Origin of the sequence: Methylobacterium sp. 285MFTsu5.1, from assembly GCF_000383455.1 — a bacterium.
In the GTDB taxonomy this organism is placed as follows: domain Bacteria; phylum Pseudomonadota; class Alphaproteobacteria; order Rhizobiales; family Beijerinckiaceae; genus Methylobacterium.
Genome location: NZ_KB911287.1, coordinates 116,192 through 130,747 on the forward strand (window position 1 = coordinate 116,192; position 14,556 = coordinate 130,747).

Sequence of the window (14,556 nt, forward strand, 5' to 3'; positions counted from 1 at the left end):
GGCAGGAGGTCGCGCGATGACCGTCAGAACCGCCGTGCCGGACCGGTCCGGGGCCGCGCCGACCGGGTCGCGGGGGGCCTCCGCCTGGGCCGGGGCGGCCGGCACCCTGCTCCCGGGCCTGCTCCTGTGCCTGGGCATCACCGCGGTGGCGCAGGCTCTGCAGGCCGGCGAGGAGCACCTGACCGGCCATCCCTACGTCGAGGCGCTGGTGCTGGCCATCCTGCTGGGGACGGCCGTGCGGACCGCCTGGGTGCCGGGCGCGCGCTTCAAGGCCGGGATCGCCTTCTCGGCCAAGCAGGTGCTGGAAGTGGCCGTCACGCTGCTCGGCGCCGCGGTCAGCCTCGGGGCGATCGTCGCCTCGGGCCCGGCGCTGCTGGCCGGCATCGTCGGGGCGGTGGCGCTGACCATCCTGGCGAGCTGCGCGCTCTGCCGCGCCCTGGGCCTGCCGGTGCGCATGGCGCTGCTGATCGCCTGCGGCAACGCCATCTGCGGCAACTCGGCGATCGCCGCGGTGGCGCCGGTGATCGGGGCGGACAACCGGGACGTGGCGGCGGCCATCGCCTTCACGGCGGTGCTGGGCGTGCTGATGGTGCTGGGCCTGCCGCTGTTCGTGCCGCTCGTCGGCTTCAGCGAGCACCAGTACGGCGTGCTCGCGGGCCTGACCGTCTACGCGGTGCCGCAGGTGCTGGCCGCGACCGTCCCGGTGGGCCCGCTCGCCACGCAGGTGGGCACACTCGTCAAGCTGGTCCGGGTGCTGATGCTCGGGCCGGTGGTGCTGGCGCTCTCGCTCCTCGCCCCGCGCCTGCCGGCGGCGGGAGCGACCGCCGAGCCTGCTGGGGGAAGCGCCCCCGGGAGCGCCCGGCGCCGGCCCGGCTTCTTCAAGCTGGTCCCGTGGTTCATCCTCGGCTTCCTGGCCCTGGCGAGCCTGCGCTCGCTCGGGCTGATCCCGGACGCCTGGGTCGCGCCGATCTCCCGCCTCGCCGGCTTCCTCACCATCGTGTCGATGGCCGCGCTCGGCCTCGGGGTGGACGTGCGCGTGCTGGCCCAGGTCGGCGGCCGGGTCACGATGGCGGTCACCGCCTCGCTCCTCGTGCTGCTGGCCGTCGCCGTCCTGCTCATCCGCGGCCTCGGGATCGGCTGAGCCGGTCGCCGGCGGCGCGCCGCACCCGCCGGCGTCCACGCGCGGGTGGCCCGGGCTCCGCGAGCGCGATCGCGCCGGGGAAGCGGCTCACACGCAACGGTGGCGGTCGCGCACGGCGGACAGCGATGTCGCCCGCCCGGGAGCGTGAAAGTCCCCGACGAGACGACGTCATCCGGGCGCCGATGCGGACGTCGAGCGCGCAACGGGATCGGCGGTGCCACGATGCCGCCGGGGCAGGATCGCGCGATCGCCGCGACGTCTGACGAACAGGCAGACGTCTTCGCGCCGAACGCGGCCGAGCAAGACGACAGCTCCGGATATGGGGTGTCCGCGGCGCAACGCCCGACGGGATATGAGTGAACCCTCCGCGCCCGTCCCGTCCATACATGCGCCGGACTGCCCGGCGCGGCACCGATATTCGGCCTTGCGAACGACGGAGATCACCGAATATTTGCGCAGAGGAGACAAATATTCGAAGCAGAGTTTTGCCCCGCGCGCGCCGTTAACCACGGTTTTCAATATTTCTGAAATTCGAGGCCGCTAATATGCGGATATAACCTGGGATTGAACTGCTACAATGATGACCCCCTCGACGAGAGCGAAGTAGCGAGACGCCGCGTTGGGACTGTATTCCAAGCTGCGGGCCGCACTCGCTGAAGATGCCCTCCTCGCGCGCTGCGTGAAGCGCTCGCTCGTCGACGGGCTGTATCAGCCGTTCGCGTCGCTCGCGGTCGGCGCCGCGTCCGGGACGATCGTCGCCACGGCCGCGGCGTTCTGGTCCGACGATCGCGCGATCACGGTGACCGCGTTCGCGGTCGGCCTGATCGGCCTCACCCGCATCGTGCTCGCTCGGATCTACCTGACGAAGGGGCCGCAGAAGCACGATCGTTACGAGCTCTGGGAGACCTACTTCTCCCTCGGCGCGTTCGCCTACGCCGCGTCGCTCGGCATCCTGTCGTTCCTCATCACGACGCGGTCGTCCAACCTCGCGCTCCAGGTCATCACCCCCACGTTCACGATCGGTTACGCCGCGGGCATCTCGGGCCGCAATGCGGGCCGCCCCCTGCTGGCCATCGCGCAGGTGCTCCTGTCGGCGATGCCGCTGTCGGCGGGCCTGCTCGTGTCGGGCGACGGCGAGCGGGCCTCGCTCGGCATCCTCTCGCTCCTGTTCGCCTACGGCATGATCGACATCACGCTCAGCACGCGCGAGATCATCGTGTCGGCCCTGGTGACGACGCGCGAGAAGGAGGCGCTCGCCGAGAAATTCCAGGCCCAGGCCAATCTCTTCGACATCGCGTTGCGCAACATGTCGCACGGACTGTGCATGTTCGACGCGCGCGGCCGGCTCCAGGTCTGGAACGACCAGTTCCTCTCGATATCGGGCATTCCCTCGAACCGCATCCACACCAATTCGACGGCCAAATCGCTGTACGCATTGAGCCGCGCCATCATCGATGAGCGAACCGCGGGGCGCGGCGCGACGCTCTCGACATTCTCGGCGGCGTCGAACGCGTTGAGGTCGGGAAACCTGGTCCTGATCCTCCCCGACGATCGCGTGGTCTCCCTGATGCAGCGGCGGACCGCCGAGAAGGGCTACGTGATCATCTTCGAGGACATCACCGAGCGGCGTCGGAGCGAAGCCCGCATCCAGCAGATGGCGCGTTACGACGATCTGACGGGCCTGCTCAATCGCAGCAGCTTCAAGGCCAAGGTCTCCCAGGCGCTGAAAGCCAGCGCCAGCAGCAAGGGCGATTTCGCGGTCCATCTGCTCGATCTCGACCACTTCAAGGTCATCAACGACACGCTGGGGCATCCGGCCGGAGACAGGTTGTTGCAGATGGTGGCGGACCGGCTGCGCGGGATCGGGGCGCTGTCCGGATCGGTCGCCCGCCTCGGCGGCGACGAGTTCGTCATCGTCCAGCAATCCGTCACGTCGCCGGCCGTCGCGGAGGATCTCGCGCAGCGCGTCCTGCACGAGCTGGAGCGACCTTTCGATATCGACGGCACCCACGTCACGGTCGGCGCCTCGATCGGCATCGCGATCGCCCCGTTCCATGCCAACGACGAGGACAGGCTGCTGAAATGCGCCGATATCGCCCTCTACGCCATCAAGGGGGCCGGCAGGAGCGGGTTCAAGATCTTCCAGCACGAGATGGAAGCGGCCACGCGCGCGCGGCACGCCCTCGAGTCCGATCTCCGGGCCGCCCTGACCAACGGCGAACTGGAGCTGCACTATCAGCCGATCGTCGACGCGAGCACCGGGGCGATCGTGAGCTGCGAGGCCCTGCTACGGTGGCAGCACCCCGTCTCCGGCTACATCCCGCCGTCGGACTTCATCCCGGTGGCCGAGGACACGGGGCTCATCGTCCAGCTGGGCGACTGGGTTCTGAACGAAGCGTGCCGCGAGGCCCGGAACTGGCCGTCGACCGTGAGCGTCGCGGTCAACATGTCGCCGCGTCAGTTCGGTGATCCGCAGCTGGCCTTCCACGTCATCGGCGCGCTGAACCGCTCCGGCCTCCCGGCGCATCGCCTGGAGCTCGAGATCACGGAGAGCGTGACGCTGGGCGCGACGCACAAGATCGTCGAGACCATCCACACGCTCCGCCAGCTCGGGATCCGCCTGTCGATCGACGATTTCGGAACCGGTTACTCGTCCCTGAGCTCCCTGAGAAACTTCGCCTTCGACAAGCTGAAGATCGACCGGTCGTTCGTGTGGGACCTGGACAGGAAGGCCGAGTCGACCGCGATCATCCGGGCGATCGTCGGGATGGGAAGGAGCATCGGGATGGCCATCGTCGTCGAGGGCGTCGAGACGGAGACGCAGCTCTCCATCCTCCGGGCCGAGGGCTGCGATCTGATCCAGGGCTACGTGTTCAGTCGTCCGGTCGCCGCATCCCAGATCCGGGCCATGCTCGCGGCCGCGGAGCCCGTGACGAAGCTAGCGAGCTGACCCCGCCGGCCCCCGCGCGGTCACCGTGCGGGCCTGAGCGGCCTGGGCTTTTCCCCTGAGCCTGTCCTGCGCCAGGACGAGCCGCTCCATGATGCTCAGATCCCTGTCCGTGAGATTCATCGCGGCGGCCGCCCAGACCGAGACGATCTTTCTCAGTTCCTCCAACGATATGCGATTGACCTCCCGGGCGGCTCGATAGATCGCCTGCTGCCCGTTGCGGCGCCGGTGGTTGCCGGCGATGTACGCGCGCACGGCCGCTTCGCCCTGGCCACGCTCGGCGAGGACGTGAACGATTCCCAGTTCGTGCATCTCCTCCGCGGTGTAGGTTCTCCCATCGAGGATCATCTCCTGAGCCCTGATGGTCCCCAGACGCCGGGCGAGGAAGCTGTAGGCCCCCATACCGGGGAAGAGCCCGAAGAGGATCTCCGGGAAGCCGAACTTGGTGCCCTTCTCGGCGATGATCACGTCGAACGAGAGCAGGCCCTCGAACCCCCCGCCCAGCGCGTCGCCCTGAACGAGGCCGATCGTGATGATCGGCAGGTTCAGCGCGTTCATGTTGCGATGAAGAACATCGACGCACGCGTTGCCGTAACCGACCAGCGCGGCCTCGTCGCCCGCGCGGATCTTGCTCGCGAACAGGCTCAGATCACCGCCGAGACTGAACACGCCGGGAAATCGTGAACCGAAGACAAAGTAGTTCAGGTCGAGGCTGCCGTTGCCGAAACCGCGCTCGATGCCATCCTGCAGGCGGCTGAAGTCGGCCAGCATCTCGGAATTCTGGCACGGGCGGCCCTGCGGGCGCATGAAGGCCCACAGGGTGCTGGTGTCGGTTTCGAGATTGACTTCGATCTGAGCGAGTTCGGAAAGGCCGTGGTCGGGAGACGAGACGGTCGGCGCGATCCGCTTCTCGCTCGGCCGCCGCGCGGCCGTCGGACGCCGTCGCAGCGGCACAGGACCAGGGTATGGCACCAAGTCTTTGGCGAGACCTGTAATAGACGCCATCGTATTCGGATCCGTTAAGTGATCCTTAACCGTATCTCAGCCGGCGTTGCGGAGCTAGGCAGCCGGAGCGGCCCTCCTCAGATAATTAAGCTTTGGTTAATGCCGGCCTTTTAGCCACCTTTGCTTGCGAGGCGGGCCTCTCCGGACGAGAGGCCCGCCGACGCCCCGGCGGCCGCCCTGACCCTCGACCTCCACGGCCTCGACGGCGCCGGCTCGGTCCGGCGGGATCGCGGACGGCAGGCGTGAAGCGGCACGCCCGCCGCTTCCGCGCGAGACCGGGTCCGCCGCGGGGACGCGCGGTCAACCGCGCGACGGACGCCTCAGCGGCACCCCGTAACGGCTCCGATCTCCGATCATGCGAGTCGGCGCAATGCTCGCTGCGCCGATCGCCGATCATGACGATTGCTGTCTCCATCCCCAGCAGTTGTATTATAGACGAGTAGCATACCAATAGTTGCACAATATTATCTGTTCGTTATAAATTTTCATGTCTATCGAGACCATGATCCGAGAGCGATCCGACGACGAGAGCGACGAGAAGCCGGCACTCTATCTATGGTTGACGACAGCGTTTCTCTATTTCTGCACCGCAGCTTCGACACTGAGCCTGGCCAGTAGCGGACACGACATCGCTGCCCTATGGCCGGCCAATGCCATTCTGGTCGCCCTGCTGCTCTCCCATGACAGGGTCCGATCGGGCACGGTGCTGAGCGCCGGATTGGCCGCGAACATCGCGGCCAATGTCCTGACGCGGGGCACTGTGCTCGGCCCCTTCCTGTACAGTCTCGCCAACCTCGCCGAGGTGATGTTGGCCGTCCGTCTCCTGCGAAGGACCTACGAGCAGGACGCCCTGCTGCAATCCACGAGATCCGCCCTGCGGTTCCTCGCGATCGCGGGATTGCTGGCACCGGCCGCGAGCGGCGTCCTGGGAGGCTTGACGGCGCATCTCGTCTTCGGCCAGCCCCTGTTGCGCTCGTTCGGCACCTGGGTCGCGAGCGACGGCCTGGGACTCATCGTCTTCACGCCCTTCCTGCTCTCGCTGTTCCGAGGCGATTACGCGCGTGCGCTCGCGGAGCGGAGCTGGCGGGACCGGCTCGAAGCGGCCGCCTTGCTCGTCCTCGCAGGCTCGGTCGCGTACGCGACCTTCTTCTGCACCAGCCGCCCCTTGCTGTTCCTGATCTTCCCGCCCCTCATCCTGATCGCTTTCCGGCTGGGCCGCCTGGGTGTCACCGCGGCCGTGATGGTCGTGGCCGTCATCGGAGGCGTCGCAACGATGTACGGTCGCGGGCCGATGGTCCTGATCGCGGCCGACGCCGTCACGCAGGCGCAGGCGTTCCAGGTGTTTCTGGCCTTCATCCTGCTGACCTGCCTGCCCGTCGCGGCGGAGGTCTCCGCGCGGGCGCGGCTCACGGCCGAGCTGGCCGCGCACGATCGGGAGATGACGAGGAGCGCCTTCACCGATTCCCTGACAGGACTGCTCAACCGTGCGGGCTTTGAGCATCAGATCGAGACCATCCTGCCCGTCAGGGCACTCCCGCCCGTCAGCCTGATCGCGATCGACATCGATCACTTCAAGCAGATCAACGACCGCTGGGGGCATCCGGCGGGCGATCGCGCGCTCGAGACTCTCGGATCGCTGCTCGCATCGCAGATCCGCCCGGGGGATCTGGTCGCGCGCCTCGGCGGCGACGAGTTCGTGATCCTTCTCCGCGAGAGCGACCTCGAGCGCGCCAGGGCGGTGTGCGAGCGGATCCGCGCGAGCGCACGCGCCTTGCCGTTCTCGACCGGTGCCGGGACCGAAGCGCCGGTCAGCCTGAGCATGGGCTTGGCCGTCGCGCGCGTGGGCGAGGGCTACGAAGCGCTGGCTCAGCGGGCCGACAGCGCTCTGTACGAGGCGAAGCACGCCGGCCGCGACGCCCTGCGATGGGCCGCCTGACTCCGGGATCGACCCTGACCGGCGGCGATCCGGGCCCGGTCGTTTGGCCGTGAAACGCCTGCCCCGTAGGATCGGCCGATGAGACGCCGCCACCTCGTCGGACCGATCCTCTGCGTCGCGCCGCTCGCCCTCCTCTTCGGGACGGCCGACGGTCCCGCGGGCTCCGCGGCCCCCGGCCTGGTGCCGCAGGCCGAGCGCGCGGATCTCGTCCGCGTGGAGAAGGCGCAACGGCGCCTGACGCTGCTGCGCGGCGGACGCGTCCTGGCGGTCTACCGCGTCTCGCTGGGCTTCGCGCCGATCGGCCCGAAGGCGATGGAGGGCGACGGCCGAACACCCGAGGGTCGCTACCGCATCGCGGGCAAGAACCCGGACAGCATCGCCCACCTCGCGCTGCGGATCTCCTATCCGGACGCCGCCGACCGCGCCGCGGCGTCCGCGGCCGGCGTGCCGCCCGGCGGAGACATCATGATCCACGGTCTGAGGAACGGCTTCTCCTGGGTCGGCCGCCTGCATCGTCTGATCGACTGGACGGATGGCTGCGTGGGCGTGACCAACGCCGAGGCCCGCGCGATCTACGCGCGGGTCGAGGTCGGCACGCCGATCGAGATCCGGAGCTGAGCGGGATCGGGCGTCGTCGGGCGGAGCGTTCGGGGCCGGACGGCGCGCGGCCGGGGCGCCTCAAGGCCCCGCATCCCCGGCGGCCGCGCCAGGACCCGCGGGCGGGCGCCACGGGAGCGGATCGAACGAGCGCCGGAGCGCCTCGAGGAACCGCTCCGTCCGGGCCGCGCGCGACCGCCGTTCCGAGCCGAGCAGGGCGACGACCGGCGCCGACGGCAGGGCGTAGCCTTCGAGCAGGCGCGCCAGCCGCCCCGCGCGCAGGTCGTCGGCGACATCCCATTCCGAGCGCACGATCACGCCGAGGCCCGCGAGGGCCCAGCCCCGCACCACGTCGCCGTCGTTGCTGACCAAGGCCGCATCCACCCTGACGCGGACCTCGGCGCCCTCCGCCGCGCGGAAGCGCCAGAGCGTCACGTCCTCGTCGTTCTCGCGCAGCGCGATGCAGGTGTGATCCCGCAGGTCGGCCGGCACGCGCGGGGCCGGATGCCGGGCCAGGTAGGCGGGCGCCGCGCAGAGGATCCGGTCGTTCGGCGCGAGGGCGCGCACGGTCAGGCTCGGGGTCGCCTCCCTGATCTCACCGACGTGGATCGCGAGGTCCCAGGTCTCGGACGGGATGCGGCCCAGGCGATCCGAGAGCAGCAGGTCGATCCGCACGCCCGGATGCCGCAGCCGGAACGCCGTCACGACCGGGGCCACGTAGCGGCGCCCGAAGCCGAGCGGGGCGACGACGCGCAGATGTCCGGTCACCGCGCCGACGCGCTCGGCCAGGGCGTCGGCGAGATCGTCGAAGGCGCCGAGGAGGTCGCGACCGCGCTCGGCCAGAAGCTCCCCCTCGTCGGTCAGCGTGAGGCCGCGGCCGGACCGGTCCACCAGATGGACCCGCAGCCGCTTCTCCAGGCTGCGCAGCCGCTGCGTCACGGCGGGGGGCGACACGTTCAGACTGCGCGCCGCGGCGGCCAGGGACGGGCTGGCCGCGACCGCGACGAAGAAGCGGAGATCGTCGGTGTCGAGCATTAAGGCCGACCTTAATCCAGAATGCCGAACAGATTAATGGCGTCTCGCGGTCCGGCATGATCTGTCACCCGGCAGCGAGACAGAGAGGCGTGGACATGCCGGAGACCGGAGTCGGGACGCAGGTGCCGTCAGCGGAGGCCGACGGGGCGTCGGGTCCTCTTCAGACACCGTGCCTTCTCCTGGACGAGGCGCGGCTGCGCGCGAACCTCGCGGGGCTGCGGGCGCACCTGGACCGGCTGGGCGTCGCCTTCCGGCCGCACCTGAAGACGGCGAAGTCGATCGACGTCGCCCGCCTGGCGATGACCGGTCCGGCCGGCCCGGCGATCGTCTCGACCCTGCGCGAGGCCGAGTACTTCGCCGAGGGCGGGGTCCGGGACATGATCTACGGCGTCGGCATCGCCCCGCAGAAGCTCGACCGCGTCGGAGCGGTCCGGCGCCGCTGGGGTGCGGACCTCGCCGTGGTGCTCGACTCGATCGAGCAGGCGGACGCGGTCGCCGCCTGGGCCGCGCGGACCGGCGACCGTCTACCGGTCCTGATCGAGGTCGACGCCGACGGGCATCGCTCCGGCGTGAAGCCGGCCGACGCGGCGCTGCTGGTGGCGATCGGGCGCGCGCTCGGCGCGGGGGCGGACCTGCGCGGCGTGCTGCTCCACGCCGGCGACAGCTACGGCCTCAGCGATCCCGAGGATCTCGCCGCGGCCGCGGAGGGCGAGCGCGCGGCGGCGGTGACGGCGGCCACCCTCCTGCGCGCGGCGGGCCTGCCGTGCCCGGTGGTGAGCGTCGGCTCGACCCCGACCGCGCGCTACGCCCGGAACCTCGACGGGATCACCGAGGTCCGTGCCGGCGTGTTCATGTTCGGCGACCTGTTCCAGGCCGGGGTCGGCTCCGTCGCGGTCGACGACATCGCGGTGAGCGTGCTCGCCACCGTGATCGGGCACCGCCGCGACAAGGGCTGGATCATCACCGATGCCGGCTGGATGGCGCTGTCGCGCGACCGGGGCACGGCCCGGCAGGCGGTCGATCAGGGCTACGGCGTGGTCTGCGACCGCGCCGGCCGCCCCTACCCGGACCTGATCGTCGCCGACGCCAACCAGGAGCACGGCATCCTCGCCCTGCGCCCGGGCTCCCGCGCCGCCCTCCCCGACCTGGCCCTCGGCGATCGTGTGCGCGTCCTGCCGAACCACGCCTGCGCGACGGGCGCCCAGTACGACCGCTACCACGTCCTCGACGCCGACGGGCGGGTCGCCGCCGTCTGGCCGCGCATCAATGGCTGGTAGGCGGCGCCGACCGTGACGTCGCGGATCGGGCGCCTCGCGAGCGCCCGGCGGCGCCGGACGCGGCGGGAGCCCGCCTGGACACCGCGAGGCGCGTGACCGCCGCCCTCCTCGGGGCGGCGCATGCCGCCCGCGCGCACTGACGCGCGCACTGACGCGCGCTCCGGGCCCGGTCGGCGCGGCCCGAGGCCCCCGGCACCGACGCCGCCCGATGCGGCGCCCGATACGGAAGGAGAAGCCCATCATGACAGCCCACCGGTTCGACGCCGTCCTGTTCGACCTCCTGACGGCCCTGCTCGACAGCTGGTCCCTGTGGGACTCGGTCGCCGGCAGCACGGAGGCCGGCCGCCGGTGGCGGGCCGAGTACCTGCGGATCACCTACCGGACGGGGGCGTACCAGCCCTACGAGGATCTCGTGGCGGAGGCCGCCGCGGCGGTGGGCCTGCCGCGCCGCCTCGCGGCGGACCTCGAGGATCGCTACGGCGAGCTCCGGCCCTGGCCCGGCGTGACGGAGACCCTGCAGGCGCTCGCGGCGCGCTCCGTGCGGCTCGGCGTCGTGACCAACTGCTCCGAACGTCTGGGTCGCATCGCCGCCGGCTGCCTGGGGGTCGAACTCGACGCGGTCGTCACGGCGGAGCGCGCCGGGTTCTACAAGCCCGATCCGCGTCCCTACCGGCTGGGACTGCAGGCCCTCGGGGTCGAGCCGGCGCGCTGCCTGTTCGTCGCGGGCTCGGCCTTCGACCTCGTGGGCACGGCGCAGGTGGGGCTGGCGACGTACTGGCACGACCGCGTGGGCATGGCGGCCCCGGACGGCGCGTCGCCCCCGCTGGCGCACGAGACCACCCTCGATCCGCTGCGCGCCTGGTTCGATCCGGGCGCGCGCTGACGCTGACCTTCTCCGGGCGCGGCGGGGGGAAGGCGGGGCGGGCGACGGGCCGGCAGAGGGCACCTCCCGACCCGCGCGAGGCGACCGCATGTGCCGCCGCGCACCGGGCGGCCCGGCGCGAGCTTTGCCTTTCGGCCGTCGCCCGGTCCATGTAGCCGCCCATGATCCGCCTCATCCCCAGCCTGCCCGCGGCCTACGTCATCGCGCGGGTGGTGTGGCCCCTGCCGGTGCCGCTCGCGCTCAGGCTCGGCCTCGCCGGGCTCCTCCTGGTCGCCTCCCAGTACCACCTGTGGAGCCGCCTCTCCTCCGGGTCGGTCTTCGCGCCCGAATTCCCGCGCCCGATCGTGATCCTGTTCAACTGGGCGTTCGGTGCGATCGCGCTGGCGGCGGTGATGCAGCTCGGCCTCGATGCCGTCGCGCTGATCTCGCTGGCTCTGCCCGGGGGCGGCTGGGCGATCCCGACCGCCTGGCGCATCGCGGTGGCCTCGACGGCCGCCGGCCTCTCGGCCGTCGCCGTGTGGCAGGCCGTGCGCGTGCCGCCCCTGAAAGACGTCCCGGTCGCGATCGCGGACCTGCCCCCCGGCCTCGACGGCTACACGATCCTGCACCTGACCGACCTGCATATCAGCCGCCTGTTCCCGGCCGCCTGGGCGCGGGCCGTCGTCGCGCGGGCCGACGCCCTCCAGGCCGACCTGATCGTCGTGACCGGCGACTTCATCGACGGTTCGCTGGAGGCCCGGCGAGACGACGTCGCGCCGCTGCGGGCCCTGCGCGCGCGCGACGGTGTCTGGGCCGTGCCCGGCAACCACGAGTACTTCTTCGACCACGATTCCTGGATGCGCCATCTCGCGGGCCTGGGGATCCGCGTCCTCGCCAACACCCACACGATCCTGAGGCGCGGGGGCGGCGCGCTGGTGCTGGCCGGCGTCACCGACCGCTCCGCGCCCGCCACGGGGCATCCGGGGCCCGACCTCGACGCGGCCCTGGCGGGCGCACCGCCGGGCGCGCCGATCGTTCTGCTGGATCACCAGCCGGCCAACGCCGCGCGGGCCGCGGCGCGCGGCGTGGCGCTCCAGCTCTCCGGCCACACCCACGGCGGCATGATCCGCGGCCTGGACCGGCTGGTGGCGCGCGGCAATTCCGGGTTCGTCTCGGGGGCGTACCGGGTCGGGGCCATGCGGCTCTACGTCAGCAACGGCACCGGGCTCTGGCCCGGCTTCGCCCTCCGGCTCGGGCGTCCGTCGGAGCTGACGCGGATCACCCTGCGGGCAGCCACCTGACGCGCGCGCGCCGCCGCGCGGCTTCTCGCACGGGTCAGCGATCCAGGCCCGGGAGCCCCCAGCGCCGGCCGAAGCCCGCATCGCCGGACACTCGGCTGTTTCCCCCGGGAGGGGCCATGTTCGTCGGAACGGCTACCCCGGGTCGCTGCCGGATCGCCCCCGCTCGGAAGCTGCCGGCCGGCTCGCGGGAGAAGAGCGGTGAGAGCGGCCCCTGCGCGCGTGCCGGACAGCGCCAGTCCCAGGACGAAGCCGGGCCTCGACGAAAGGTCAGGCCATCGCACCCTCGATTAAACCTTCTCGTCGTATCCCCCGGATACCATCTTGGCTCCGGCGAGGTCGAACAGTGCTGCAGGGGACCATATCGAATACCCAGCGCGAGGCACTCCGCCAGCAGGCGCTGGCCGAGATCGCCCTCCTCGACACGCCGCCGGAGCGCGAGTTCGATGCACTCGCCAAGCTCGCGCAGCGCATGCTCGGCACCGGCATGTCCTCGATCACCCTGATCGACCCGGAGCGCCAGTGGTTCAAGGCGCGTTGCGGTCCCTTGGCGGCCGAGACGCCGCGTGCCCAGGCGTTCTGCCCCGTCGTGTTCGAGACGGAGGCTCCGCTGATCGTGGCGGATGCCAGCCTCGACCCTCGCTTCGTGGCCAGCCCCTTCGTCACGAACGCCCCGTACATCCGCTACTACGCGGGCGTGCCGGTCCGCGTCCGGCAAGCCGACGGCGACAAGATCACGATCGGCACGCTCTGCGTCCTCGACGAACAGCCCCGCGAGCCGACGACGACAGACCTGGAGGTGCTCGAAGAGCTGGCCTGCATCGCGGAGGCCCTGATCGAGGCGCGCGCCGTGGCCCTGCGCGCAGCCGAGGCTGCCGAAGAGCGCCGGATGGCCGTCGAGGGCCTGGAGCGTGAGCGCCGCCAGTTCAAGCAGGCGGAGCGCATGGCCGAGATGGGCTCGTACCGCTACGATATCGAGACGCGGTCGACCTCCTGGTCGGACGGCGTCTTCGTCATTCACGAGCTGCCCGTCAGCGGCGGTGTGCCGATTGGCGCGATCATGAACTTCTTTCCCGAGCCCGATCGCGCCCTCTTCCGCGCGGCCGTCAGGCGCGTGCTGGACACGGGCGAGCCGTTCGAGATGGACGCCGATTTCGTGACCGCCAAGGGCAATGCCCGGCGCGTGCGGTGCTCCTGCGAGATCGAATTGGTCAAGGGTAAGCCCGTCGCCCTCATCGGCCTGATCCAGGACATCACCGAACGGCACAGCTTGGAGCAGCGTCTTCGCCATCAGGCGCGCACCGATGACCTGACGCAACTCGCCAACCGAGCCGAATTCCACCGCGCGCTCGACGCGCGGCTGCGCGAGGCGCGCGCTTCCGACGACGATGTGGCTGTCCTCCTGATCGACCTCGACGGCTTCAAGGGCGTGAACGATCGCCTCGGGCACGCGGCCGGCGACGAGGTTCTGCGTTGCGTAGCCGAGCGGTTGCGCGCGCCCTGCTACGCCGGTTGCTTCCCGGCACGGTTGGGGGGCGACGAGTTCGCGATCCTGGTGCCTGCCGGCTGCGATGGCGCGGGCGTGCAGGCGATGGTGCGGCGCCTCCTGCACGACCTCGAGATGGTCGTGAAAGGGCAGGGTCAGATCGCGCGGGTGACGGGAACGATCGGCCTCGCGCGGTCACGAGAGGCCGGACAGGACCGCGACGTGCTGCTGCGCCACGCCGACGCGGCCCTCTACGCCGCGAAGCGTAAGCAGAAGGGGACGGCTGAAACCTACTCGGCCGCGACGGATCCGACTGCCACGCCGGTTCGCGGCGCGTCCGCTCTCGAGTTGGCTCCTCACCGACGCCTCTGACGCGGAGTCGGCCACACGACCCTCTGGCCCGGGTCCGGCGGACGAGGGCGCGGACGGGATGGGCGAAGGCGCGCGGAGATCGTCGCGCCGCCCGGAGCGGATGGCGAGGCGGCGGAAGCGCGCCGACCACGCCGGCGTGCGCGACGATCCAGCGGTGGCGTCCGAGATCCTCGCTGCCCTCGCCGCCGCGCCGTGCGATGCGCGGCGTGATGCTGCGGGATCGGCACGGGTGCCGGGAGCGACCCGGCCGCGACGAGGAGCGTGGCTCAAGAGGCCGTCACCACGCGGCTTGGAGGCCGGCGGTGAACACCTGGGCGGTGGCGCCCGGGCGGACGTCGCCGGTATAGCCCACCGACAGCCGCACGCCCTCGGCGACCGCCCCCGTCAGGCTCACCCCCAGAACCGCGCCGTCCCGGCCCAGCGCGCTCGTCCGACCCGCGAACCCCGCCCCGAACAGGCTCGAGCGGATCAAAGCCGCCGTGTCGGCCAGCTCGTGCGCCCAGTACGCCCGACCCTCCAGCCGCAGGTCCGGAATGCCCGCCAACGCCCAACTCGTCACCCGCCCGCCGACCAGGCTGCGCGCCGCGTCGAGGTCGGCCA

At 71.2% G+C, this 14,556-nt stretch carries 11 protein-coding genes and 1 pseudogene; 8 read left to right on the forward strand and 4 right to left on the reverse strand.

All coding sequences use genetic code 11. The annotated features are described in order from the left end of the window. Positions 1-16: 16 nt before the first annotated feature. Together H288_RS0122980 and H288_RS0122985 are read left to right on the forward strand one after the other, a co-directional pair. Positions 17-1,141, forward strand: coding sequence for a putative sulfate exporter family transporter (locus tag H288_RS0122980; RefSeq protein ID WP_020094929.1), 1,125 nt, complete (start codon positions 17-19; stop codon positions 1,139-1,141). 619 nt (positions 1,142-1,760) lie between these two features. Continuing rightward, positions 1,761-4,091 carry an EAL domain-containing protein gene (locus H288_RS0122985; protein ID WP_020094930.1) on the forward strand — a complete coding sequence of 777 codons (2,331 nt, stop codon included), beginning with the start codon at positions 1,761-1,763 and terminating at the stop codon, positions 4,089-4,091. Here the strand turns inward: H288_RS0122985 and H288_RS0122990 are convergent. Beyond that, entirely contained in the window at positions 4,080-5,093 is a 1,014-nt protein-coding gene (locus tag H288_RS0122990) for a crotonase/enoyl-CoA hydratase family protein (protein ID WP_049961919.1), read from the reverse strand. The genes H288_RS0122985 and H288_RS0122990 overlap by 12 nt on opposite strands. A gap of 487 nt (positions 5,094-5,580) precedes the next feature. Here H288_RS0122990 and H288_RS32705 point away from each other — a divergent pair, with 487 nt between their 5' ends. Next, a complete protein-coding gene (locus H288_RS32705) occupies positions 5,581-7,029 on the forward strand; it encodes a GGDEF domain-containing protein (protein WP_081636520.1) in 1,449 nt (482 codons plus the stop codon). Positions 7,030-7,107: 78 nt separating this feature from the next. Beyond that, positions 7,108-7,647, forward strand: a complete 540-nt coding sequence (locus tag H288_RS0123000) for a L,D-transpeptidase family protein (protein WP_020094933.1) — start codon at positions 7,108-7,110, stop codon at positions 7,645-7,647. Positions 7,648-7,707: 60 nt separating this feature from the next. Here the strand turns inward: H288_RS0123000 and H288_RS0123005 are convergent, their stop codons facing one another. Then, entirely contained in the window at positions 7,708-8,661 is a 954-nt protein-coding gene (locus H288_RS0123005; protein WP_020094934.1) for a LysR family transcriptional regulator, read from the reverse strand. Positions 8,662-8,756: 95 nt separating this feature from the next. On the opposite strand from H288_RS0123005, the gene H288_RS0123010 reads away from it, so the two are divergent. The 4 genes from H288_RS0123010 to H288_RS0123025 all read left to right on the forward strand — a co-directional run bounded on the left by H288_RS0123010 (position 8,757) and on the right by H288_RS0123025 (position 13,956). Then, positions 8,757-9,938: an alanine racemase gene (locus H288_RS0123010; protein WP_020094935.1), complete on the forward strand. Its 1,182-nt coding sequence runs from the start codon at positions 8,757-8,759 to the stop codon at positions 9,936-9,938. A 241-nt stretch (positions 9,939-10,179) separates the two neighbouring features. Further along, positions 10,180-10,821, forward strand: a complete 642-nt coding sequence (locus H288_RS0123015; RefSeq protein WP_020094936.1) for an HAD-IA family hydrolase — start codon at positions 10,180-10,182, stop codon at positions 10,819-10,821. A 161-nt stretch (positions 10,822-10,982) separates the two neighbouring features. Further along, positions 10,983-12,101 carry a metallophosphoesterase gene (locus H288_RS0123020; RefSeq protein WP_020094937.1) on the forward strand — a complete coding sequence of 373 codons (1,119 nt, stop codon included), beginning with the start codon at positions 10,983-10,985 and terminating at the stop codon, positions 12,099-12,101. A 358-nt stretch (positions 12,102-12,459) separates the two neighbouring features. Further along, positions 12,460-13,956, forward strand: a complete 1,497-nt coding sequence (locus tag H288_RS0123025) for a diguanylate cyclase (RefSeq protein ID WP_081636521.1) — start codon at positions 12,460-12,462, stop codon at positions 13,954-13,956. Positions 13,957-14,031: 75 nt separating this feature from the next. Here the strand turns inward: H288_RS0123025 and H288_RS34835 are convergent. Then, a pseudogene (locus tag H288_RS34835) lies at positions 14,032-14,182 on the reverse strand (IS5/IS1182 family transposase); the annotation flags it as partial. Positions 14,183-14,233: 51 nt separating this feature from the next. Next, positions 14,234-14,556, reverse strand: a 323-nt coding sequence (locus H288_RS0123030) for an autotransporter outer membrane beta-barrel domain-containing protein (RefSeq protein WP_026605219.1), incomplete at its 5' end; no start/stop codon positions are given.

Coding starts and splice junctions, on each gene's coding strand:
- H288_RS0123000 (WP_020094933.1), top strand. CDS start 7,108: ATGAGACGCCGCCACCTCGTCGGACCGATCCTCTGCGTCGCGCCGCTC.
- H288_RS0123005 (WP_020094934.1), bottom strand. CDS start 8,661: ATGCTCGACACCGACGATCTCCGCTTCTTCGTCGCGGTCGCGGCCAGC.
- H288_RS0122980 (WP_020094929.1), top strand. CDS start 17: ATGACCGTCAGAACCGCCGTGCCGGACCGGTCCGGGGCCGCGCCGACC.
- H288_RS0122990 (WP_049961919.1), bottom strand. CDS start 5,093: ATGGCGTCTATTACAGGTCTCGCCAAAGACTTGGTGCCATACCCTGGT.
- H288_RS0123010 (WP_020094935.1), top strand. CDS start 8,757: ATGCCGGAGACCGGAGTCGGGACGCAGGTGCCGTCAGCGGAGGCCGAC.
- H288_RS0123015 (WP_020094936.1), top strand. CDS start 10,180: ATGACAGCCCACCGGTTCGACGCCGTCCTGTTCGACCTCCTGACGGCC.
- H288_RS32705 (WP_081636520.1), top strand. CDS start 5,581: ATGTCTATCGAGACCATGATCCGAGAGCGATCCGACGACGAGAGCGAC.
- H288_RS0123020 (WP_020094937.1), top strand. CDS start 10,983: ATGATCCGCCTCATCCCCAGCCTGCCCGCGGCCTACGTCATCGCGCGG.